The organism is Chitinophaga sp. Hz27 (genome assembly GCF_042263525.1).
Taxonomy (GTDB): Bacteria; Bacteroidota; Bacteroidia; order Chitinophagales; family Chitinophagaceae; genus Chitinophaga.
Genome location: NZ_JBHKFJ010000001.1, coordinates 550,393 through 573,695 on the forward strand (window position 1 = coordinate 550,393; position 23,303 = coordinate 573,695).

General features: G+C 43.7%; 16 protein-coding genes. 4 read left to right on the top strand and 12 right to left on the bottom strand.

Features of this window, described 5'->3' with window-relative positions:
* From ACE38W_RS02375 to ACE38W_RS02385, 3 genes are all read right to left on the bottom strand, one after another.
* Positions 1–7,713, bottom strand: coding sequence for a SpvB/TcaC N-terminal domain-containing protein (locus ACE38W_RS02375; RefSeq protein ID WP_375828625.1), 7,713 nt, complete (start codon positions 7,711–7,713; stop codon positions 1–3).
* A 248-nt stretch (positions 7,714–7,961) separates the two neighbouring features.
* Positions 7,962–8,639, bottom strand: coding sequence for a methyltransferase family protein (locus ACE38W_RS02380; RefSeq protein ID WP_375828626.1), 678 nt, complete (start codon positions 8,637–8,639; stop codon positions 7,962–7,964).
* A gap of 206 nt (positions 8,640–8,845) precedes the next feature.
* Complete coding sequence (locus ACE38W_RS02385) at positions 8,846–9,748, bottom strand: alpha/beta hydrolase (RefSeq protein ID WP_375828627.1); 903 nt, start codon at positions 9,746–9,748, stop codon at positions 8,846–8,848.
* 316 nt (positions 9,749–10,064) lie between these two features.
* Here ACE38W_RS02385 and ACE38W_RS02390 point away from each other — a divergent pair, with 316 nt between their 5' ends.
* Positions 10,065–10,505, top strand: coding sequence for a GNAT family N-acetyltransferase (locus ACE38W_RS02390; protein ID WP_375828628.1), 441 nt, complete (start codon positions 10,065–10,067; stop codon positions 10,503–10,505).
* An 82-nt stretch (positions 10,506–10,587) separates the two neighbouring features.
* On the opposite strand, the gene ACE38W_RS02395 is transcribed toward ACE38W_RS02390, so the two are convergent.
* The 4 genes from ACE38W_RS02395 to ACE38W_RS02410 all read right to left on the bottom strand — a co-directional run bounded on the left by ACE38W_RS02395 (position 10,588) and on the right by ACE38W_RS02410 (position 15,329).
* Entirely contained in the window at positions 10,588–12,330 is a 1,743-nt protein-coding gene (locus ACE38W_RS02395) for a CocE/NonD family hydrolase (protein WP_375828629.1), read from the bottom strand.
* An 18-nt stretch (positions 12,331–12,348) separates the two neighbouring features.
* A complete protein-coding gene (locus tag ACE38W_RS02400) occupies positions 12,349–13,062 on the bottom strand; it encodes a LytR/AlgR family response regulator transcription factor (RefSeq protein WP_375828630.1) in 714 nt (237 codons plus the stop codon).
* Positions 13,049–14,119: a sensor histidine kinase gene (locus ACE38W_RS02405; protein WP_375828631.1), complete on the bottom strand. Its 1,071-nt coding sequence runs from the start codon at positions 14,117–14,119 to the stop codon at positions 13,049–13,051. The genes ACE38W_RS02400 and ACE38W_RS02405 overlap by 14 nt, the downstream gene beginning before the upstream one ends.
* A gap of 73 nt (positions 14,120–14,192) precedes the next feature.
* The gene (locus tag ACE38W_RS02410; protein ID WP_375828632.1) at positions 14,193–15,329 is read right to left on the bottom strand and encodes a serine hydrolase domain-containing protein; all 1,137 of its coding nucleotides are present in this window, start codon (positions 15,327–15,329) and stop codon (positions 14,193–14,195) included.
* A gap of 148 nt (positions 15,330–15,477) precedes the next feature.
* Here ACE38W_RS02410 and ACE38W_RS02415 point away from each other — a divergent pair, with 148 nt between their 5' ends.
* The gene (locus ACE38W_RS02415) at positions 15,478–17,130 is read left to right on the top strand and encodes a hypothetical protein (RefSeq protein ID WP_375828633.1); all 1,653 of its coding nucleotides are present in this window, start codon (positions 15,478–15,480) and stop codon (positions 17,128–17,130) included.
* Between the two features lie 29 nt (positions 17,131–17,159).
* Here ACE38W_RS02415 and ACE38W_RS02420 read toward each other — a convergent pair whose 3' ends face one another.
* The 4 genes from ACE38W_RS02420 to ACE38W_RS02435 form a co-directional block, all read right to left on the bottom strand.
* Positions 17,160–17,666, bottom strand: coding sequence for a cupin domain-containing protein (locus tag ACE38W_RS02420; protein WP_375828634.1), 507 nt, complete (start codon positions 17,664–17,666; stop codon positions 17,160–17,162).
* Between the two features lie 77 nt (positions 17,667–17,743).
* Positions 17,744–18,349, bottom strand: coding sequence for a Crp/Fnr family transcriptional regulator (locus ACE38W_RS02425; RefSeq protein ID WP_375828635.1), 606 nt, complete (start codon positions 18,347–18,349; stop codon positions 17,744–17,746).
* Between the two features lie 36 nt (positions 18,350–18,385).
* Positions 18,386–18,985, bottom strand: a complete 600-nt coding sequence (locus ACE38W_RS02430; protein WP_375828636.1) for a dihydrofolate reductase family protein — start codon at positions 18,983–18,985, stop codon at positions 18,386–18,388.
* A gap of 161 nt (positions 18,986–19,146) precedes the next feature.
* A complete protein-coding gene (locus tag ACE38W_RS02435) occupies positions 19,147–19,521 on the bottom strand; it encodes a VOC family protein (RefSeq protein ID WP_375828637.1) in 375 nt (124 codons plus the stop codon).
* A gap of 362 nt (positions 19,522–19,883) precedes the next feature.
* Here ACE38W_RS02435 and ACE38W_RS02440 point away from each other — a divergent pair, with 362 nt between their 5' ends.
* Positions 19,884–20,882, top strand: a complete 999-nt coding sequence (locus tag ACE38W_RS02440) for an Mbeg1-like protein (RefSeq protein ID WP_375828638.1) — start codon at positions 19,884–19,886, stop codon at positions 20,880–20,882.
* An 80-nt stretch (positions 20,883–20,962) separates the two neighbouring features.
* Here ACE38W_RS02440 and ACE38W_RS02445 read toward each other — a convergent pair whose 3' ends face one another.
* On the bottom strand, positions 20,963–21,925 hold the full coding sequence (locus ACE38W_RS02445) for an NmrA/HSCARG family protein (RefSeq protein ID WP_375828639.1): 963 nt from the start codon (positions 21,923–21,925) through the stop codon (positions 20,963–20,965).
* Positions 21,926–22,338: 413 nt separating this feature from the next.
* On the opposite strand from ACE38W_RS02445, the gene ACE38W_RS02450 reads away from it, so the two are divergent.
* Entirely contained in the window at positions 22,339–23,298 is a 960-nt protein-coding gene (locus ACE38W_RS02450) for an FHA domain-containing protein (protein ID WP_375828640.1), read from the top strand.
* Positions 23,299–23,303 lie beyond the last annotated feature (5 nt).

A 23,303-nucleotide genomic window follows, 5' to 3' on the forward strand; every position in this document is an offset into this window, starting at 1 on the left:
CTAGTAATTAGCTGATGAGAGGTGTGGTCCGAAATAGACACCACCTTCAGATTCAAAAACAGTAATGATGGATCTTCCGCCATTAGGTCCTCTGGCGAGGTACTGTATGGCTCTGAATTCAGCGGGATCATATCCAAGTGATCGCAGGCTATCCATTACGCCCTGATCTTTTATTGGGCCTATGTCTTTGATTCTTTCACCTATCTCAGATCCTTTTCCCAGTACTGCTTCTGCTGCTTCATCGGGGTCAAAAAATTCTCTGCTGGAAGGGTTGTTGCCGCCACCACCACCACCGGATCCAGTTGCCACCATATAAACTCCTGATGCACTTGCGGCCACACCTCCTGCGGTAACGGCATTGGTAGCACCCATGGTGCCTATTACTATTGCACCACCACCACCTCCTCCGGGGCCACCTGCTAATGAAGGTATCAATAGTCTAACTCCCTGGCTGCCGCCGCCGGCGGTAGGCCCGGCAATAGCTCCTGCGCCTGCGCCGCCAATCAGTCCTCCGATACCAAAGCCCAGATTGAAATTGGCCTGATCTTCAGAAATAGGACGGTTAAGAAAATCTCTTTGCCGTATTGATTGGGTAACAGTGTATGCAGTTAGTCCAACGCCTACCACAGCTGCACCTATCGCTACGCTTGCGGGCAGCGTAATGGGTAGCAGGGCCACAAAAGCAACGATGGCTACAGCGGCTACTATTCCGGTGAGGAGTCCTGCCCAGAAACTTCGTGTAATATATCTTCGTTCTCTGGTACCACCACCACCTGTTCCGTCTGGGGTGCCGCTGGGAGATCCATTGGCGGATCCATTGGCAGAGGTGCCGTTGGGACTACCGTTAGGAGAACCGTTAGGAGATCCTGTAGTACCGCCATTGGGGCTTCCGTTTACATCTCCTGTAGAACTACCTGTGGAAGCTCCTCCAGGAGTTCCTGTGGTAGCCCCTGTAGTGACGCCAGGAGTGGGACTGGGAGTACCGCCACCAGTTGGAGCAGGTGTGGAACTGTCGGAAGGAGCGGCCTGTGGAGCTGCTGCGCTGGGTGGTGCATTGGGAGTTGCTCCCTGTCCGTTACCATCACCTGTAAGCGGAGTAGAAGGTGCTGTGCGCACCCAACCACCCGAAGACCCAAAGTCGGCTCTCCATTCAAGGGGGCCGCCACCTCTGTAGCCATGCGCAGTGAATATTTCCAGCACCCTTGCAGGGTCCGAGGCGCTATTGTTAATGATTTTTCTTTCTGCCGGCGTATAGGATTGAGGGTTATAGCTCCAGATGGGGGAATATTCCTCCATGCCATTAGGATCAAAGAACATGATTGGATTATTGCAGCAATACCTGTAAAGGTTGTTTCCCCTGACAAAATCAGCGGGGTCGGTGCTGGTCCATCGCCCAAGCCATGGGGCATAATAACGGGCGCCAAAATAATAGAACCCGGTTTCATCATCTTTCTCTTTTCCGCAGAAGCGGTACCTCTTCAGACTTAAGTCAGCCCCATCTTTACAGCTTCGGTAGGCGCTGGTGCCGTAGGGATGATATTCTTCATAAGATATCACGGTCCCATCGCCATCAGTTTCCATCATCGCAGATCCGAGGTGATTGCTGAATTGATAACGGATTAAATTTGAATTGAGCGCATTGGCAGGATCGATGTTATCTGTATCAAATACTTTCGTATCTACTTGTGCAATATTGCCGGTATTATCCGTGATATGTAGTGTGTTTCTTTGAAAACGTTTATCTCCATTATCATATTCCCGGTAAATCTCCAATGCACCGAGGTATATACGTTCTGTTCTTTTGCCACCAGGTTTTTCTATGACTTTTCTTAGTCGGGTATTGCCTGAGCTATAGGTGTAATAGGCATGATTATTACCTCCTAAGTCCACATGCCGGAGCTGATCGAGGAAATCCCACGACAAGCTGTTGGCGGCGTAGAGGTGTGGCATGGCAGTCATATTGCCATGGATGTCGTAAGTATACATGCCGCTGTAAGGCCCGGTGGGCGGGTCTCCTGGCAGACTGGTGTTTTTTAACCGGTTAGTCCGATTGTTAGCATCATCCTGGTATTCGTAGTGATAATATTGATTCCATGTGGCATTGGTGGCCATATGGCGAAGTGTAAGGATATTACCTACGTCATCATATTCGTATAGTTCTGTATAATTTCTTACCGCATTAATATCATTAACATGTGGTAGTTGATTAAAATAAAGCAGGTCATTATTGCTTCGTTGTACATTACCGTTCAATCCTGCCAGTTCTCTCCCGCTGGCCTTTACCAGCTGATAGGTGGCATCATATTCAAATTTGCTTTCGGGTTTGACGACCGCGTTCTGAAAATAATAGGTTTGCAGGGCGTCATCTTTAGCATATACAATATTACCTACGGCGTCAAAAGTATAGGAGAGGTTTTGGTGTGCCTGGTTATCATTTACACCATCTTTTTTCGTGATAATATTTATCAGACGAAATGTGAGCGGATCATAGTCATAATTAGTAGTTAAGCCGTTGCCGAGTTTTACGTATTGGCGTTGCCCGCAAGCGTTATAATCCTGGCTTTCCAGAAAGGTGGTAACGTTTGGCTGTCCGCCTATCTGTACCTGTAATGTATCCAGTATATCGCTTTCGTTATACACCGGATGAAAAATAGTTTGATCTGGTAATACTACCTGGATAGTACGGTTTAATGCATCTAGTTGTGAAGAGGTGGTAAACTGTTCCTCTTCGAGGAGCGGTGCTGCGGCAGTGTTTATCTCCTCTAACATGGTAAGGCCGTTTAGTGCCTGCCAGTCAACAATATGTTGGTAATCTTTATTTAATTGTCTGTAGGAGGTCAGCACATTTCCTTTAAAATCAATTTCCGAAAAAGTAATGGCGCCGCTCTGGTCAAATACTTTGTGTATTTTTCCTTTGAGGTTTTTTTGCGCGGCATCCGGCAGGTTATCTCCATAGAAGATGTATGTAAACAGGGTTTCTGTTCCATTTTCTTTTATGAAACTGCTCACCGGACGATGCAACGCGTCATACTGATTTCGTATTTCCAGTGCGCTGTTATCCCACATTTTTACAAGTCTTCCGATGGCATCTTTTAATAGCCATTTTTCTCCTTTTTCGGCGGTGCTGCCATACATGGTTTGTCCTACCAGGTTGGCGTAGTTTTCGGAAACGAGGCGATTCAGCTGATCATATCTTTTTGAATAGCGGGATAAGGTATCTGTTTCGGTATATACGGCGGTTTCTTTTCCATTGCCATAGTTGGCAGTGGTGTAAAAGTTTCTGCCAATTGCGTCTACATAGGTAGTGCCGGGAGTGTTGTCATGTCTGGCGGCCAGCCAGGCAGCTCTGGTTTCGGGGTCTGTTGGTTCCGGTAGGGCAGGGTTCGGGCTACCCCGGTCTATATACCATTGGCTGTCCCTCACGGTATCATTGACATCGTAACTTTTAAAATGCCAGGCGTCAAATGTTACTTTACTATAGGTGCCATTTGGGTTAAGTGTTTTTATGTTTCTACCGGGTGCATCATAAAACAGTATGGCAGTAGCACCTGTTTCTACCAACGCCGCTTCGTTTTCATAGTCTGAAGTGGTAGAGAAAAACGGTTGGTACTGTTTCACCACCTTTCCTTTATTATTATAGATAGTTCTGCCATTACCGATCCAACGCGGGTTTGCTGACATTTCTTCTATTTGTTTTGTCACCGGGTTCCACTTTTTTGCCTTACCTGGTTTTACGCGCACTTTTGTCATTACTACATGGTCGTCGCCGGCGGAATAGGCAATGCTTTCCTGCCACCGGGTATTGGCGGGGCCATGTTGTTCGCGCAAGAGTATACGTGCGTAATTAGGTTGTTTATTCAGTTGCCAGTTGAGGATATTGTATTCCATTTTTGAGGTGGGGTCGGCGAGGGTATCTCCTACGTCAGTACCTTCCTTTCCCATGACAGCTGATTGTACTACTAGTCCCAGTTCATCTGTTGTCACTGCCGTGCGGTTAAGATTCGCATCTGTGATGACAGCTGGTTTCAGCAGCCGATAGTCATTTACTGCCGATACTTTATTGTTGATAGCGTTTGTTACTGTATTTACCAGTAAAATATATTTGTCATAGCCGACGTAATTTTCATTACCAAAAACATCTCGTCCTCCTATTGGAATATAAAAGTTGCTGGCAGGATTTGGTGGATAGATTGATTTTCCGGATGATGTCCACCAGTGTTCATCTCCTTCAGAATGGATATATTTTGCGTCTAGCATCATTTGATCGCTCACCTTGGCGCCATAATATTTTGTTACCAATCCTTGGGTGAAAGTCAGCTTGCAGCCATGACTGTGGATACCATGTGCGGGTAGTATGCTCAGTGGCAGGCTACCGTTTAGTGCATCATTCAGAAAATAGGTTCTGTTATGTGCAGCGCGTCGTTTTTCCACTGCGCCGGTAAAATCTTCTTCAAAGTTTTTAGTGGCAGCGGAGTTGATCAGTATTTTTAATTCTTCTTTTGTGATAAATGGTGTGGATGTAAGCGTAATACCTCCGATTTCATAAGACGTAGTTTCATATACTACCCTGAGTCGGTAGATATTGTCTGTTATTATATCATTGGTATATAAAGATTCTCCATAGAGAATATGTCCTTTGTTTTGTTGTTCCCATACTTTGTCTGGGATATTGTCGGGTGGCAGCGGCCTGCTGATTCTTGGATAAACAACGGATGCTGTTTTCAGTACGTTGCCGATTTCATCTGTTTCCAGTGTGAATGTGCGAGACAGCCGTGGATCTCCAGGGTTCCTTTCATAGCCATATGAAATGGATTCTGCAGGTACTACCAAAAAAACAGCCGGCTTGTTGTGCTGGTGTGGTTGTTGCAGCTGAATTTCGTAGGTAGACTGTGATGCTGAGTATGGATATCCACTTATGGGCTGCTGGTCATTTGCATATACTTCTCTGCGCAGCAGTAAACTTTTACAGGAGCGGAATGCTTCCCTTACTTCTATAGTGGAGAGTCCCGCAGGAAGTATCACTTCAGGAAGAACATATTCTGCAAATTGGGGATTCTGAAAATATTCATTGCTGCATTGGTGGAGTATTTTGTTGTTAAAGAGATAAGCGCCGGTATGAAACCAGGAAATGGTTTTTATCGGAGCCTGATGTAGTGCTGCTTCTACTACATTTTTAGCTGCATTGAGTGAAAAGCTGGCAAAAGATTCTGTGTCTAGTTGTTCTACTCTTGCAAATCCCCGGAATTCTTTTTCTACCTGATCATAATAACCATGGCTATAACGATAGGTGCTAATAAAAATAGTTTCCTTGATTTTGTCTGCTGTTTGTATGGCTGAAATACAATGAACAGGGAAGGGTAACCTGGTGATCCATTCTTTGCCTTCAAGTTTATCCTGAAGGAAGAATTGTGTGGATGCTTTGTATTCAATGGTTACTTCTTTGCCGCAGTTATTGAGGAAGCTATTAAGTAGCAATGGTTTTTTTCCTGCCATTAAGTCTATGTAGCGCAGGGGTTCCTGCGACTGACCGGGCAACGATGTTGAATATACGATGCAGGCGGTACCAGTTCCGAGAAAATCAAGTACTGACACATCAGCGAGGTTGTTGATACTGGGGAATGCGGTGATAACCTGTGGCGTTATTGTCCATTCATTGCCGTTGAGGTTCATCCAGGCGGTGAAATTATTTTTTCCGAGATAAATAATATCGGTAGTGCCTGAGCCGTCAATGTCTGCAAGGCGAAGGTTGGCAGGATTGAACAGGTCTGGAGTATCAAACAGGGGGGCATGATCCATGTTTACTTTGGCGCCGAAGTGGCCGAAGCCAAGATTGGGCCAGTAGCAGATTTCACCATTTCGTATGCGTACGATATCGGTGAGTCCATCGCCACTCATATCAGCCAGAAAAATGCTTTGGGAGATATCAGAAAAAACAATGGCGGGGCCGTTTTCTTCGTCGATAGCGTTGGTAACATATTCAGGTAGTTCAAACCCGGCAGTGCCTGCACCTGGATACCAGTGGAAGTAATTATCAGCTGTATAGAGTAGCTCTGCTCGTCCGTCGCCATTGAGATCGATAGCACGTATATCCGGATTGATGGTAGAAATGTTGGGAAAGTTATTGAAGTGTTGGAATGGCTCCCATCCTTGATCGGCTGTTAATTTGAAAAATCCCCGCGGTTCTTTTTCGGTCTGGACAAGGTATTTTACACCGTCACCCTGTAGGTCCATTAATGAAATGGCGCCTGCAGCGAGGCCGGAGATGCTTGGCCTGGGGGCTACGATTTTGGCATGCGTAAAGTTCCCATTGCCGAGGTTAGCTTTATAAAACCATCCACCTGCCTGTTCTGTGAGAATGCCGGCAATGCCTTCGCTGAAAAGATCCGTCCAGATATATCTTTTGTCATCGATGCCAATAGGAGCGTGGCGGCTGTTATCTGAAGTAATGCTGATAATGTCGGTGTTCCATGCGTGTTGCTGATACTGTAGTTCAGTGTCAGGCAAATGCCTGGTACTATATTGCTGCTGCTCTTCCTGCCATAGGTGTCCGTTTTGCCGCGCTCTTACCAGCAGGGAGAAGCCACCAACTTGTTCGTTGGTAGATTGCAGTAGGAGGTTGTCAGCATACGACAGTTGGAGGGAGCATACAAGATAGGGGCTGTGTGGCATATCCGGTGCATCAAAACAATGCAACATCATAATGCGGGAACAACGGCGCCAGGTCCGTATTTCAAAGCCCGCACGATAATCGGAGAAAGGATCCTGACGGCATAACCAACCTTGTTTTTCCACGTAAATATCTTTTGCGATCTCTTCATTTGTATCATGCTCACCATAATCCAGTAACACTTTGAACAGGAAGTCATTTTCGCCGGGAAGATCAGCGCCTTGATACCAGGGCGTTTTGTTACCATACCATACCTGCTTCAAATATATTTGTGTACTACGATGAAGGCGTTGCTTTTCATTCAGTTTATCAGTAATACCAGTGAAATCTTCCTGCTTAAAACGATAGATGATCACATTTCCTTTATCATCATGGCTTCTGCATAAACGCCATTCAAATATCCTTGAAATGTTTGCCGGATCATATATCCTGCTTTCGGCGGTTAATCCGAAGTATGCATGTACGTTATCTTTGGAAATCGTACGCCAGTGTGTTTCGCCGGTTTCATTATTCTTCCATTGTTCTATTCTGGTGAAAGCGCTTTCAATCCTAGGGCGATACAGATATATGGTATAATTTATATTGTCCTCTGTTCTATAGGCTACAACATTTTGCCAACTGTCACCATTTCTTTCCAGCAGTGGTACAAGATCTTCGGCACCGGATAGCAAAAAAGTATCTGATGCTTCTTCATCTTTATAGCGTGGCAGTTGTTTTTCTGTTTTTCGTGAAATGGCTGGCAGCCCAATATTCCAGCCTAATCCAAATGGGCTGTTGCCACTACCTGAATTGTAGTTTAGTCCGATAATAGGATTGAAGCCGCTTCTCGACGGACTTAAAGGAAGTGGAATACTATAAGACAAAGTTCCGGTTATGGCATTTACCTGGAACTTACTGCCAATACCTTTAATCGCACCACCACCTTTAGGTAGCTCCAATGTAGGGGCCTGAACGCTTGCGGCAGATTTACTATTTGCCTGTTGTGCAGACGTATTTCCATAATTGTTCTTATTGCCCCCAGGTTGTAGGGGTGGGGTATTTTCCATACAAGAAATCTTAATCGAAATAAATACTACAATACTTTGGGGCTACTATAATTTGGGGCTGTTATACATTGAGGCCGAACATCTAAACTTATACAATATCCAATTTAAGTCTTTCCAAGGAAAAAATCAATAGCCTGGAAAAAATACCATCAAAAGGTAAGTCCAGCTTGTGTCTGCGTAATAAAAATGTGATGTGTCTGCGATGTACCTGCAGTGATGTGATTAGTCAGTGGCTTGCTGTCAGGAACTTACCACAGTCCTGGTATCAACCTGTAAGGTGTTTGTCTACAATATTCCGTATACCCATTGAGGTGAGCACGCAAAAATTTTTCCTCATCCAGTAATCTCCATACCAGGCCCCCAATCAGTAATATGCTTACGGCCAACATGTGCCATACACCCAATGACAGCGGGATTGCAAAAAACATCAGTAATGCAGCGGAGTACATAGGATGACGCACATAATGGTACATGCCAGTATTGATTACACGCTGATCCTCCGCAACCTCTACGGTGGCAGAAGCAAAACTATTAGTCTTAAATACCTGGAATATCATGTAAAAACTGACTGCTATGAGTGCGTTACAGCCAATGACTATATAAAACGGAATCACATGTGGCAACAATCGATATTCCAATGCAGCCCCAACGTATAACGATACTATTAACACCCCATTCACCCACTGAATGTTGCGCTGGCTCCTTTCTTTTTCATGCGTGGGGCCCGTACTCATACGCCTTTGCAGCAAGGCAGGGTCATGTTTCAGAAAGTAAAATGTGATAAACCAGATGTTGATGGCATTGACAGCGAAGAATATCCACCCCGGCCAATAATAGAGCGTGCCGGCAGGAATGAAAATCATCAGGCCCAATATGATGATGGATTTTAAAACTCCTTTGAACGTTTGGGAACTGGTTACAGCCATAACAGGATAGTTTCCATAAAGGTAAGTATCCGGAATTTTTTGTTTGTCATAGCAATATTCTTTTTACTCCCACAGCGTTATTAACTAATAGTATTGTTGTTTGGATACTGCAGTTTCTACCGCAGTAAACCAAATAGCTCCTCCGTGTTGACAAATTTCTGTGTAAGGAAGCTTTAGGGCATCGGCATGCAATGATTGCAGATTCGTCAGTGGTCTACTCCAGTGTGTATGAAAATAAACCGCAAGGCATCATAGTAAGCCTTTATGGGCTCCGTCATATGCGTATCTTCAGGATAGCAAACATATTTATTGTCTAGACCTATTATCTTACTGTGGTTTAGGATAGCGTCAAATTTTACAACATCGTCATGAAAAAAGGATTTGCCGCCTGACATTCCTTCGTTTGCGTCACTATAAAAGACCATTTTGTGTAATGCCTGGAGATTTTTTAGTTTTTCATCAGCGAGCTTAAGTAAGTATCTCTTATCCCACCAGAAAGACGGACTTATCGCAACATATGCGTCAAACATATCCGGCCTCGTTAATAAGCAATTGATGGTGGTGATACCACCGAATGAATGCCCAGCAAAGATTTTGAAGGATTGTGTTTTGTAATTTGCGTCAATATAAGGGATTAATTCTGTACCGATGAACTGCAAAAAATTATTGCCTCCTCCACTCAACTTATACCGTGGATTTGAACTAGTGTCTGGCTTTCCTTCATAATCCGTAATACTGTTGGTAGGAGTGAGATCCCTGGTACGATTTGTATTAGGTATGCCTACTATAATCATTTCTGGGACTACATTCACATCCTTGCGACTCAGATACCGGCAATATTCTGCAACCAGACTGAAATGATTATCTCCGTCAAGCACATATAATACAGGATAGTGTTTATCTGGCTGCAAAGAATCTGCAGTGGGTACATAAATATATATTTTTCGCTCTTCACCTAATACCTTGGATGGAATTTTAATGATATCCGCTGATATAGGTTTAAATACCGGATCGGTTTGCGCAATCGCCACTATAGGAATTATCAGCGTGAACAAAGCAACGAGTGTACTAATGCCCAAACGATATTTTAAGTAGCAGTTATATTCCATGTAAAGAAAGGATTAATATTATGTTGAAAGTTTTATAAGATATTATCGGCATGCCTATACAGACGAATGTCTTGTTGACAGCGCTATACCGCAGGATTGGTTATTTCCAATCGGAGTGGGGATTTGAAGGATCACAATTGATTGGATACATTCAAAAACTGACACGCTAAGTAATGTTACATAAAAAGATTGTGAATATAAAGCCTCATTTTAACCTGTTAACAGTTTTGCTACGCTGAGCAATGGTTAGCAATATTCCTAATTATTGAGGGGATTGATTTCGATTAGAAGCAGACATAAATCCTATATTTAGATAATGGAAATAAAGATATTACATGATGGCGATGAATTGTGGGAATCAGTCACAGAATATGCAAAAAATTGCTCGTGGAAAGCTGGCCCCTTACTGGCAAAGCTGATGATGACGGGCGGATTTTCGGGTTGGCAAAGCGTCTTTGCAGCATTTGAAGGACAACAGATTGCTGGTTATTGCACCATCACTGAAAAGGATTTTATTCCGGAAGTAAGCTATACTCCGTACATAGGGTTCGTATTTGTTGGAGAGCAATATCGGGGTCGCCGTCTAAGTGAGCAAATGATACGGGCTGCACTGGACTATGCAAAAAGTATAGGTTTTAAAGAAGTATATCTTGTAAGCCGGGAAGCGGGGCTATATGAGAAATACGGATTTGTAAAAATTGACCAGAAGAAGAGTGCTACAGGCGAAGATGATCAGATTTTTCGTATTACCGTGTAATAATTGAAAATCGACTATTTCGTGCTTGATCTCCGGCCTAGCCAGGAAAGATAAGCCGGAGATAAACATGCTGTATTCCCCGCTAGCGTCTAAGAATAGGAATCTCTATTGTACTGGCTGAAAGCCACTCTATGCTCAATGGTTCTCTGGCATCAGCAATACTTTCTTTGCTCACATCTTTTCCGGTGCCATAGTTTATCTGAGCAAAAGGATTTCTGTTGATATCTACCACTGCCATGATCCTGCTACCTACGGCCAGCTGCTTGCTGATCATACGCGAACGCTCAAATGGAAGCTCCTGAATGCTGCCTGGTATCAGCAGCTTTCGTGTAGTCCTGTCAGTTATATAACTTGCCCTGGCAAGGAAATAGGAGAGCTGGAAATAGCTGCCATCGACACGCACTTCATACAGTGCCACATGGAAATCGAAATCTTTCTTGTTACATTTTACATATAACTTTCCTGCAAAGGAACCACTGATGATAATATCGTGTTGTAGAGGTTCGCTTATAAATGCCAGCCCTTTATTACCCGGAAATGATGATTGCACCAACGGGTAGGGGTAGTAAGAAGATGTCTGCGTTTTGTCTGCAAGATTTACTGTTTGTCGGATACTACCTTTTACATTTCCATTCTGAGTAAGTCGATGGAATCCTTTACTATAATGTGGGTCCAGGTGGAATGTCCAGATGCTGTCATGCATTTTTTCTATGTCTGGAACATGTCGCCAGCTATTGGTGCCCATTACTTCAAAGTTGATTTTGTTTTTTAGTATGGCTGGTTTCGGAGCGCCTCTAAGGACATAATCGAGCCATTGAAAGGTAATCTCCCGCGTGTTGATCAAGGCGGCGCTATCTACCTGATAACCGCGCAAAACGGCAGTTCCACCGATTTGCGTACCAAAATGATCATAAGGTCCAATAATTAAATAATGCTCCGCAGAAGGATTATAACGGTAATGGCTATATAAATATTCCAGTCCGGATATCTGTCCGTCATCGTAATAGCCTTCAATGGTCAGTACGGGAATGTGGATGGCGGAAAAGTCCTGCTTCCATGGCACCATGGCCTGCCAGTAAGCATCATAGTCGGGATGCGTCAGCCATTGCTGCAACCAGGGCGAAGGCGTTTCATCGATGCTATCGATTCGGTTAAATGCCGTACCACTATGGAACCAGGCATTACGCATACGCTGCCAACGATCATTGTCGTTATTGACGGCATTATCCGTGAAGCGGTTGTTGCTGACATAAAAGGCCCATTGATAATTGGAGGTAAGAAATATATTGTTTTCCATGGGTAAGCCCTGCCCAGGAATAGCTGCTACATAAGGAACAATTGTTTTCAGTGCTGGGTGCAAATGCTTGGTAGCAGCCCATTGCGCAAATCCGGAGTAGCTTCCGCCATACATGGCCACGGCGCCATTACACCACGATTGGCGACTTATCCAATCAATGACGGTATTTACATCCTCGCACTCTTTCTCATAAGGTCGAATACTGTCTTTGCTGAGGTACTTTCCCCGCGCATTTGCCACAATGCCTACATAGCCATGATCCGCCATGGATTTGGCTTCCCGTAAAGATCGTTCTGGATTAGTATATATCGTATAGAATAAAATCCCTGGCGCCTTTTCGTGTAAAGTATTGGGGCGTACCAGTGTAGCCGTCAACGTTATACCTTCTGGTGAAGTGATGAGGATACTATCTGCTATATGGTAGTTGGCTTCCATGGTCTTACGCAGACTATCATAACCATGCGCCGGATACTGGGCAAAGCAGTAGCCATAGCCACCCAGCAGGAGCAGCAGCAATAAATTCTTCATACAAAAATCTGTTTGTGTTTAAGTTGAACGTGCGATTTGTTTTAGCCTGGAAGCTTGTCGTACAGAGGTTTCCAGCATGACGCCATTTTTTAGGATGATAGTCATGCTTCCATTGGGCAAGGCTTTGGTGGTATCAATATGCCAGATGTTCACTACCTGGTTCCTATTAATACGACAAAATACGGTGGGGTCAAGACGTTGCTCAAATTGTTGTAAAGAGCTTTTGAGAACGCTTTTTTGCTCACTGGTAATAATGGTGATATAGTTTTCTACGGCATTGATGTAGCAGATATCTATTGGCTGAATAAGTGTTGCCATATTTCCGTTTTTAATAAAGATAGGCCTGGAATATTGGAGGTCCTGGTGGCGGAGCGAGAGCCGGTCGAATACGCGCTCCATCGCCATGGCGAAGCGTTCTATGCGTACTGGCTTAAGAAGATAATCAACTGCATGTATGTCAAACGCTTTTGCTGCATACTGGTCAAACGCTGTAACAAAGATAATGGCAGGTAATTCCGGTAATTGTTGCAGCAGGTCAAATCCAGATAAACCAGGCATCTCTATATCTAAAAAAATAATATCAGGAGTATGTGCAATTATCATTTCCCTTGCTTGCTGTACATGTTGTGCCATGCCAATAATCTCCAGCATGCTGTAAGGCCGAAGTTGTTCCCGCAGCTCTTCGCGTGCGGCTTTCTCATCATCTACGATCAGCACTTTATATGTTTGCATGCAGGGGTATTTTAATTGTTGAATCTACATTTATTTCTGTTGCTGAAATTTGCAACGCTGCCTCGCCATGATAATGTAATGCCAGACGGTCCCGTAGGTTCCTGAGCCCTATCCCTGAGCCATCTTCAGGCTTCCAGGGGCCGGAGTTGCTGATGGAGACAAACAGGTATTCCTCCTGGCGCTGTGCTGTTATAATTATGGTGCCTCCCTGGAGTTGTTGCATGATACCATGTTTGATTGCATTTTCCACCAGTGTTTGTACACTCCATCGGGGTATCATTATCTCTTCAATCCCTGGTTCTATTTGTCTGTCCAAACGTAATATATCTCCCCATCTCAATTGTTGTAATTCCAGATAGTCTTCTACTATTTCCATTTCTGCCTGAAAAGGAATCAGTGCATGGTTCCTTTCGTATAGTGATGACCGCAATAAAGCGGCCAGCAGGTCAATGGAACGGCGGGCCTGATCCGGCTGATCACGAACCATTGATTTCACAAGGTTCAGCGAATTAAACAGAAAATGTGGCTGTAGCTGTCCTGCCAGTTGCTGTAATTGCATTTCACTTGCTGTCAGCTCAAGTTGCGCCTTTTCCGTTGCCATCCTTATTTCCCGCTGTGAGTAGTGGTACATATGATAGGCCAGTAGCCAGATGCACATTAGTCTTATCCCTGCAATGAAGGTGTTTTCTGCGGCGCCATAGGCATACGCCAGGAACGGTGGTCTGAAACCTGCTACCAGCCAGTATTTCAGTATGTAGAGTTTTGTGATGGTCACTACCATAAACACTAGGCCCATGATGATGGCAGCAGGTATCAATCGCCATAGTAGCTGCCTGGCATTTAGTTGGGTCCAGCCGGCATGTATGGCAATGGCGCGGTAAGTATGCGTGATGCCGATATAGCACAGCATATCTGTAATAAAAAAGCAGATGGCAAGCGACAGCAGGAAGCCACCGCCGGTAAGGCCTTTCAGCGCCCAATACAGGGAGGCAACTCCCCAGCCTGCCAGCTGGCATTTCCAATAGGCGGAAAGCGTGTAGATGCCCTGTTTCTTCATGTTGTAAAGGAACAAATAATTTCAGGACCAGGAAATTAAAAGACCGTCAGCGTAGAAATAGGGGGGATGAACGTTAAAGATTGGATATTAATTCCTGCTTTAAGTCCGCGACACGACCTTCTCCACTGTTGTCGTTGACCAGGATAATAATAGCAGATTTTATAGTTGGATAAAGATAAAATAGCGACGTAAACCCAAATCCATCTCTACCTGTATGCATGATAAAAGGTAATCCATTGGTTTCTTTATCTATCATCCAACTCAGGCCGATGTGCATACCTTCAGTATTTGTAAATGTAGACTGGTGGCTAAGTTTAACGGCTGGATGCTCCTCGCTTAAATTTGCGGCAGCATAAGTAAGCATATCTGCTGGCGTCGAAAACATAGAGGGTGCTGCCCGGAAACCATCATCTGGGATAAAAGGCAATGCTTTGCCGTTGGCATCATGCCCGACAAGCAATTGTTGCTCTTCCGCTGCTGTTAGCTGTGGTTTAGTATTTTTCATCCCCAACTGCTTATCCAGTAAGCCAGTAATCAACTGATTATAAGGTTGATGATATATTTGCTGCAAGATCGTAATAAGCACCATCATGGCATTTCCATTGTAGCGATAGCTGGTGCCTGGGATGGTATCGAGTGTGAAATGATGCATGTCCCGGAGCAGACTATCTGCTGTGTAAATGCGGAAGAAGTCCCGCAAGGCTGCAGGCTTTAGTTTGGTGATGCTGTCAATGAATGTATCAGCATAATCCCTGGACATGTGCGGTAATGCCGAAGTATGATTTGCCAAATCCACGATTCGCACAGGATGCCCTTCATATTGCAGGTTGGGATAATCTCCAGGTAAATATTTTCTGATATCATCTGTCAACCGTACTTTCTTTTCTACAACAGCCTGTGCAAGCAGAAGGCCCACAAAGGTTTTTGCAATAGAGCCTAAACCAAAATAGGTGACATCCTGCGTTAAAGCGCCCGCACCGCGATGAAAGTTATACTGATGACTGACACCCTTATTAATGATACCAATAGATAAATCAAACGTAGCAGGGGATTGCATATATCGTTCCGCCGCACGCTGAACAAGGCTGTCTAGCGGGGTTTTGAGCGGGTTATTACTTTTGATAACAATAGTAGCATCTGTCTGCTGCCCAAGGCAACATGTAGATAAGATTAATAGGAAAGTCGACAAGGCGAAATAAGTTGTTTTCATATATACTACTACAGTGAATGCTGGATAATGTCCAGATGATGTTAGTGAAAGTCAGGGTAAGTGAAGTTAAAAAAATGATTCACTAAAAACAAGTCTCACATACACCGATAAAGTATATTTGTCAGGAGTTTATTAACCTCAACTGACTATGCCATACTTATTTGTATTCCTTTGTATACTAGCGGCGGCGATATTACTGTATATCAATCAGTCTAATCGCAGGAAAAGCAAACGACTGCTGAAGATCCGCCAGCGATGGGGTATGCCAAAGATCGGTTATACTAACTTCACCAGACTTGGCAGTTATCTGGCTGTGAACACAGAGGAGGGATACCAGCAGCTGTCAAATCAAACAAAGGCTGATATTGACTTTGATGAGGTATTTTGTTGTATAGACCGAACGAATACGCCGGTAGGACAACAATATCTCTACGACTTGCTGAGCAAACCTGGAAATGATGCCGCCAAACTCGCGCTGCTAGAGCAACAAACGACCTACTTTTCAGAGAATACTACCACAAGGGAAGAAACCCAACTAATATTGTCGGCGTTGGAAAACAACGACGCTGCTTATATCTCGAGCCTGTTGGAAGCTGATCTGCCTTTGCGCCCTTCCTGGTATAAGCTGGTGATAGTTTCCGTGGTAGGTATCGGGGTTTTACTGGTATTATCCATATTTTTTCCATTTTTCTTGATATTGGCGTTTTTGCCTTTGTTTTTTAACGTTTTCCTACATTACTGGAATAAAAATAACACGGCAAGATTTTTCCGTTCTATCCCACAACTACATGTATTGATGGAGGTGACTCGCGGCTTATGTGCCAAAGAGCTGCCCTTCAATAATGAAGAGGCCTTGCAAAGTTTGGCCCGACTAAAAACGTTCAAGCGCAAAAGTAGTTTTATCACCTTCGGCGGTAGTGAAGGTCAGGATGAGCTGAGCAAGGTATTTTCCTATCTTTTAGAATACCTGAAAGCCTTTCTGCTGGTAGAGTTTATCGCTTTTTATGCTGTGGCAGATGAACTACGTAAAAGGAAAGAGGATATCCTGACGATCTTCCGTTACACAGGAAATATTGATACTGTCATCTCCGTTGCTTCGCTTCGTGCGGGTAGTATGGAGACCTGTGCTCCTTCAGTATTACCTGTTTCCCGGGAACTGAAAGCAACTGGACTATGTCACCCGCTGATACCTGGTTGTACGCCTAATGATATTCAGGTAGATGGAAAAAGTGTGTTGATTACCGGATCGAATATGTCTGGCAAAACGACTTTCCTGCGCACGGTAGCCATTAATATTGTGCTGGCGCAAACCATTCACACCTGCTTTGCGGCCTCTTTTCAGGCGCCGTTCTTCCGATTGTTTTCCTCCATACGGATTGATGACAACCTGCAGGATGGCCGAAGCTATTATTTTCAGGAAGTGGAGGTAATGCATTCGCTGATTAAGGAAGCAGTACCTGGACCTCAAAGTTTCTTTATCCTGGACGAGGTGTTTAAAGGAACCAACACCTTGGAGCGCATCGCCGCTGCCAGCGCTATTCTTTCCTATCTGAACAAATACAATAATCTGGTATTTGTTTCCACTCATGATATTGAGCTATCCAGCATGTTATCCAATGATTATGAACTGTATCATTTTTCAGAAACCGTCATCGACGAGCAGCTTCATTTTGACCATAAGCTGAAGCCGGGGCAGCTGACCACCAGGAATGCGATCAAGCTGCTCGAGATTTCCGGATACCCAAAAGAAATTATTGATGAAGCTACCGGCATCAGTAGTAAACTTCGTATACAGCTTTGATCGTATATGCTGGACCGTTAGGGCCGCATTTATTTTGTTGGCAGCATATTATTGATATCCACGGGGAACGTGTCATACTTGTTATATAGCTTCAGGAATTTGGATGGATCTACAGGTTGTTCGCTAAGAATGTCTACCAGTCCGCGGAAGAAGCCTTCTCTTTTTTCTGCGGGGTTGAAGATAAGCGTGAGTACTACCTGATCATCGGTATCATTGGCGAAGCCGTGTGGCGTGAATCGTGGCACATATACCACTGATCCTGGTTGCAGGTAATGGGTATCTTCGCCTGCATAAACAGTGAGCTGGCCTTTATTTACGATAAAGGTTTCGTCCATAAAACGGTGGTAATGTAGCTTAGCGCCGACAGTGCGCGGAGGCAGGGTGATCTCATATATGCCCAGGGAGCTGTTGGACATTTCGCTGGTTACTTTAAAAGTAAAAGAGGCTCCAGCAACTTCCAGACGTTCTCCTGCGCCGGGATTATGAACAGTGGCATTGTTAGCGAGTTGGTCTTCGAGGTAGTTGATCTGTTTCATATGTTTTTGTTTTATGAAGACAAAATTCCGGCTTGCCCACCTGAAAAACATTTACATATGTTGAGACTTTTAAAAATTTATAGTTCGGCGCGTATGCGGCTCAATTGAGTAGGGGTAATGCCGAGGTAAGAAGCGATTTCGTGTTGCTTGAGGCGGGATTCGAGGGTTGGAAACTGCTCCAGAAAGGCAGCATAGCGGCTTTTGGCGGTATCATAGCGCAGGGATATTTCTTGTGGCTCTTTTTCCAGCACCCAATGAATTTCCAGGTAACGGATATATAATGCAGCCATGTCTGGATACATGGTGGTCAGCTTTTTGAATTCTTCGAAGGGATATTCCAGCACAGCAGTGTTTTCCAGTGCCCTGATGGTAAACTGGCTGGGGCTTTTGGTTAGCAAGGCACTCACGGACGCTGCCAGGTAGGTTTCCGGGAAAAATCGTTTGATGATTACGTCGCCATTAGGGGCGGTATAGTATTGAGAGAACAGCCCTTTTTGCACAAAGGCCACCAGCCGCGGCACCTGGCCTTCCATGACTAACGTTTCATTACGTTTGTATGTGCGACTGGTGATGATATTACCCCATGCTTCGCGGCTTTCAGCCGATAGTGGATGATAGAAGCTTACTTTTTCCCAGAGATTGTTTATGAGCATGCCTGTAAAATACAAAAAGTTCCAGGTCAAATTCCTTGAAGTTAAGCGGCTACTTATTTCTGCAATTTATTTCTCATAAGGTACTTCACCGGTGATAATTTCTCCGGCTCGCTTGTATACACCAATGTATACGCCTTTAGCGGTAATATGGCTTTCTGTTAAATTGAATTTGCCAGGAATGGCGCCATCTGCGAAGAGTTTTTTTCCACTGCCAAGAATCAGCGGATATATTTTGAGACGTAATTCATCTACCAGGTCATGCTGTAGTAGCAGATGAATAAGTTGGCTGCTGCCCCAAACCTGGAGGTCAGCGCCTGCGGAGTGCTTGAGCTTTTCAATATCTGCGACCGTTTGGATGAAAGTAGTGTTGTTCCAATCTGATTTGTCTCTTGTTTGTGAAAGCACATATTTAGCGCCAGTGTTAATGCCAGGCCAGAAGTCTGCATGATGTGGCCAATAAGCTTCCCATATCTCGAATGTTTTTCTGCCCAAAAGATAATCTGTAGGCTGTAGTTCTTCCTGGAGTACTTTGGTGAAAATTTCATCATCATAGGAGGCTGTCCAGCCGCCATAGGTGAAGCCCTCTGATGTATCTTCCTGACGGCCGCCAGGAGCTTGCATAACGCCATCAAGTGAAATCATTGACAGTACAATTAGTTTTCTCATGTTATCGCCTCTTTGTAAAATAATAAAAGTTACTACGTTGTGATTAATATGTTTGGTAACGCTGTAGTTATTGACTGTACAAAGATGTCGTTCATTGGAGAATTTTTACCGGTATGAAAACGACAATTGCTGGGGTAATTCCGCCAAAAAATTGTTGGGTGTTATTTTCGTTGTTTCAATTGAAAGACATTTCCTTCGGGATCAGTGCCATCGCAGAGCCAGTAGTCATAATTGGGAAATGTCTTTATATCTCGCATTGGCACTTGCAGGGCCAGCAATTTTTCCCTAACGATGTTGATGTCTTCTTCCAGCTCAAAAACAATCTTAGTGTTGTTGTCAAATTGGTGGCCGCTGGCGATTTTACAGAGATACTGATTGCCTATTTGATGTAAGCCAATATAAGCGTCGCCAGCCTTTAAGCGTATCCATATATCATCTTCTTCTATCACTTCCAGTGCCAGCACATCCTTGTAGAATGCTTTTAATCGTGCAGGGTTCTGTACATAAAGTATGATTGTACTGAGTTTTAGCTTCATTTGACAGTTGTTTAGTAACATTTATCTAATGTACAAATTATGTTTATTCTTTAAAATGAATGAAGAAGTATGCTGGTATTATTTCTAAGGTTCTTTTTTATGGGAATGTCTGAGTGAATTGAGTCTGTTTTATTTTTTTTACAAAAAAAATATTTGTTTGGAATCCGAATAATTTACTAATTTACTTGTCTCATAATAGATGAAAATTTCGATAGATTGTTAATTGTCCCTTTTGTTTTATTTAACCTCAAATACCAATTTAATGTATCCTAAATAGCTTTGTTCTTATGTTCCCGCCAAGCATGAGTAAGTTATTTTCTCAAACCCCATATTGTTTTTTTAAACTTCAAAATACCATAACTATGGACACCGTAAGCAATGCAGTAGCTCCTGGACGGAGAGTTTTTGCCTTACAATTATGTTTCGTGTGTGGCAAGAACGAGCCCGCAAACTATCTGAAAACCTTGATGCCAGACTGGGAAATGGTTTGGAGCCATGGCGCCGGCGAATTAACTGATCCAAATTACTTTTTCATCGCGAAGTATAATAAATATACTGATGTAGAAGCATTGTATGCGCTCGTTATCAGAGGTTCTGTTCCTCCAGCAGATGACCTCGCGGATTTAGTTGATTATTTCCTGGAAGATTTGAATATTGTTCCTGTAGACTGGGCTCATGGTCCGTCAGGTGCAAAGATTAGCGCCGGTGCTGAAATCGGTTTCCAGCCATTGAAATTGGAAAAAAATACATTGCCAGGTTCTAAATCACAGACAGCACTCGAGTATCTGAAAGAAAATGCAGTGGGTAATCGTAAAAGACTGCTTATAGCAGGACATAGCCTTGGTGGTGACCTCGCTAAAGTTTATGCTTCTTATTACATGCAAGAATTGAAAGGAGGCCCAATCGCAGCTGTAGATTTGGTTACCTTTGCTGCACCGGGATCTGGTAATGACATATTCCAGAATGATCTTAATAGTAAAGTCCCTTCTCAGGAACATTTCCAAAATTCAAGTGATATCGTTCCTTATTTCCCAACTGCAAATATGAGTTCAGTTGGTGCATTGTATAACCCAAGTCCTAGCGCAGCCGTTGTGAGAACTAAGGATGATAAAATGACATTGAAGGAATTTTTCGAAGGACTAGGAACAACATTAAAACCTTTGGGTTATCAGCAACCGTTCACTGGCTTCCTTACAATCAAAGGTGCAGCTCCGATTGGTAAGCCGGACCAATTAACAAACACATTACCAAATTGGAATTTACAGGCAGGCACACAACACCAGATTCCTGTCTACTCCGTACTCTTTGACTTACCACTGCCTACCGGCCAGCAAGTAATGGCAGAAGAAGCAGCCGTTTAATTTTATCTTTCTACCATAAATACAAGGCGCCTGCTATGTCCTAAAGCATTTGCAGGCGCCTTTATTACTTTCATGATGATTTAAAATTTACGTTGTTGCCCATCCCAACCTGTGTAAACGAGGAATTGTTCCCAGTTCAGCGCATTCGGATTTATTTTTCTGCTCCAGGATAAATCGCGATCAGGCTGATAGTAGCCATATTCCACTGCGTATTCAACCATTCCGGTGAGTTCCTCTACGAGTGCTTCATTAGCTGCGAAAGCCGGAAAATGATGTAGCAATTCTTCGCGGGAATACGCAGAACTATACACTGCTTTCTTACCCGTTACTTTTACAAATGCATCCACCATTTCCTGTGGAGAAATAATATCGCCAATTACAGGAAGAGATTTGCCCGCATAATAATCAGGATTGGAGAGGATTTCCAGCACTGCGGGCCCTGTAGCTGTGAGCGGATCAACGAAAGGTGCACGGAAATCTTTCGGCAGATAAACAGGAAATACCAGCGTATCGCCTTTTTGTGTAGGCGTATAAAACTCCATGAGATTGGTGTAGAAGAATGCCATATAGATAAATGCACTTTTAATAGGCAGGCTGCGGATGTAGGCTTCCGTTTTGGCTTTGTCTGTAAAATGTGGCGCAGACTTTTTACCGTTTGTACGCAGGTCTACGTTTTCCAGACTAGAGAAGATGACAAAAGGTACTTTTGCTGTTACGGCTGCATCTGCGAGTTGTTTACCTAATTCATATTCATGAGTGGCGGGAGGATTGATGGCTGGCGTCAATAAAAAAGCTGCTTCAGATCCCTGGAATGCCTTTACAAAAGCCTCCTGGTGGCCAAGGTCCAGCGGAATGCTCACCAGCTCGGCGCCCTGTGCTGCCAGTTCCAGCGCCTCCAGAGAATCGGTGCGGCGGGTAATGCCTCGCACACGGTACTTGCCGGATGCTAAGAGTGTACGTGCTGTACTGAGTCCTTGTTTGCCTAAAACACCAACGATGGTGACAAGCGGTTTCTCTTGATTTATTGCTGAAGTAGATGTCATGTCTGTAGAATTTTATGTACTATAAAAAATATAGTTGCAAAACTATTTATAGTAAAATTCACAAACAATAACTATCAAAATGGATAGGTGCTAAAAGGCGGAGTGAAATACCAGTAAGATTTCTTTCTAAAAAAATATTTCTGTGCTGGTATATATTAATCATAATATCATCTTCTTTTAATAATTATCGCAGTAACGTATATACGTAGTTTTTATACGCTATGATTCCTGCCTGATCAATTCTGAATTTTTTTTGTAGATTCAATACCACGATGTAAATTGCGCTCCCAATCTGAATAATGCGAATCTAAGTTAGCTGGTCTCTTTCGGGGCATTCTTTTTTATTCTCTTTTAGATATCAACAATAGTGGAAACCTGATCGGCAAATTGAATTTTCTATCAACGTATCCTACATGGCTAGTATTATTAATGCGGTTACTGAAGAACTAATCATATTAACTCCGTTATTTACTTTTGGCCGAAATCCATCCACGGTAACATTACATCTGCCTTTTTCAGATGTATCACAGTCGCATGCTTCTATCTTTTGGTCCAGGGATGGATGGTTCCTGCGTGATCATAGTCGCAACGGCACATTGTTGGATGGTGAACATCTCTGGCACCTTACCAAAAAACTTACTAAAACACATAACATCCAATTTGGCAGCGATACAGCCACACAATGGAAGATTGCTGACCTGGACCCACCGTTTCCATTTCTGAAGTCGCTACACCGGCGCAATGAATACATTCGCCTGTCTTTTGTTACTGCACTTACTATTGATGAGCGACAGGAGGCAGCGATTTATTATCTGCCAGATTCCGGGTGGATCTATGAACAGGCCGGGGATATCATTCCACTATTGCATGGCGATAGCATTCATTTTGCAAATGACGAATGGGAATTTGTATCGGCAGTTGAAATTGAAGAAACCATAGATCAACGCACACTAACGGATAAGGCTATATTTATTTTTCACCTGAGTATAGATGAGGAGCATATACGGCTGGAGCTTTCTCTCAACGGCCACACCAGCATCGATTTGGGCAATAGATCGCATAACTATTTATTACTATCACTAGCCAGAAGGCGCTATACCGACCACCAGCAAGGATTACCAACTACCGACCTGGGCTGGTGCGTGCTGGATGATATTTTAAACGATCTGTCACGTGAATTACAGAAAGAAGTAGATGTTTATTTTCTAAACCTCCAGATTTTCAGATTGAGAAAAATGTTATGTGATATTCCTGATGTGGGTTACATCTTTAGTAACATCATAGAAAGGAGGCCTGGCGAAATAAGGCTTGGTCATCCATACTTCACTATCTTGAAAGGAGACGATAGGCTGGCCGATATCAGACCCCGCTGATAAAC